The 1,351-nt window shown below is 32.0% G+C and carries 2 protein-coding genes; both read left to right on the top strand.

Annotation, left to right across the window (positions count from 1 at the left end; translation table 11 throughout):
- Positions 1-73: excalibur calcium-binding domain-containing protein (locus AC1DJR_RS29905; RefSeq protein ID WP_477004246.1), on the top strand; the 73-nt coding region annotated here is incomplete at its 5' end.
- 202 nt (positions 74-275) lie between these two features.
- Positions 276-983: an iron-sulfur cluster repair di-iron protein gene (gene ric, locus AC1DJR_RS29900; protein ID WP_429688824.1), complete on the top strand. Its 708-nt coding sequence runs from the start codon at positions 276-278 to the stop codon at positions 981-983.
- The last annotated feature ends 368 nt before the right edge of the window (positions 984-1,351 follow it).

Below are 1,351 nucleotides of genomic sequence, written 5' to 3'. Positions count from 1 at the left end.
ATTATATAGAGATCAACCAGGTTATAGCTCTAAACTTGATCGTGATGGCGATGGAGTTGCATGTGAAAAATAATAGTAAAAAGAAGCTTCTAGTAAGCTTCTTTTTTTATTATCAGAAACTATTGCGACAAATTACCCTCCCTCTCCCTTTTATAAAACTCATTTTATTATTCTCAAAAATGACACATAATAAGTGATTTAAATCACCACATTGATTTTAATTTAACGCTATTCTTAATTTAGATATTACATTTAAACTTTATGGAGGCATTCATATGAAACATAAATTTACTGAAACTTCAATTATCGGTGAGATTGTTACACAATTCCCGAAAGCTAGTGACTTTTTTAAATCATATAGAATAGACTTTTGTTGTGGTGGTAGTAGACCACTTATTGACGCAATTAATGAAAGAAATTTATCGGCAACAGAGGTAATTACAGAGTTAAATACACTTTATAATAATACGAAACTATTAAATGAATCTGAAATTGATTGGAAAAATGCTTCATATCGTGAATTGATTGATTATGTGATTAATAAGCATCATCGCTATTTAAATGAAGAGTTGCCACAGCTAAGTCCATATGTGACGAAAGTATTACGCGTTCATGGAGCAAATCAGCCTCATTTAGCTCAAATTCATAAACTATTTCATGAACTTAAAATGGAATTAGAACAACATTTAATTAAAGAAGAAACGGAAGATTTCCCATTAATTTTAGAATTCGAACAAAATCCAACTGATCAAAACTATGCAAAGTTACGTAAAGTAGTAGATGAGCTCGAAAATGAACATAACCACGCTGGCAATATTATTAAAGAACTTCGTAAGGTGACAAATGACTTTACTCCACCAGAAGGAGCTTGCGGCACTTATCGCCTTGTTTACCAGCGCCTTGAAGCCATTGAATCTGATTTATTTGAGCATATTCATTTAGAAAATAATATTTTATTTCCGCGTGCAATTTCAAAAGCATAAATAAAGTGCAGGACATGAGTATAAATGCTCATGTCCTGCTTTTTCATTGTGTAAAAAACATTCACGCTTCCCCCGCCTTTTCACTGAGTAGCTTGATATAATCTAATTTATTGAAGGAATATGTTAGATTGCATTAAGGAGTTGTATTTATGAAAGAAAAAATGATTAAACAACATTTACGAGGGGTCTTCCTCTTTTAAGATATTTCAGAAGAAGAACTACATCCTGCCTCTCTTCTTTAATCCCACTAAAAAACAAGTCCTCTCATAAAGTAAAACTTCTAATCAAATGTTCACTCCTTTAATACGTCTCTCTTACATACCCTTAGGTTGTAAAATACAGATGTGACATTTCGCACAGTTCAAGAG

The sequence above is a fragment of the Bacillus sp. 05T31 genome (genome assembly GCF_056396725.1).
This window is presented reverse-complemented; position numbering and strand designations above follow the sequence as displayed.

What these genes read in the sequence shown, in the direction of transcription:
- ric (WP_429688824.1), top strand. Translation starts at nt 276, where the DNA reads ATGAAACATAAATTTACTGAAACTTCAATTATCGGTGAGATTGTTACA.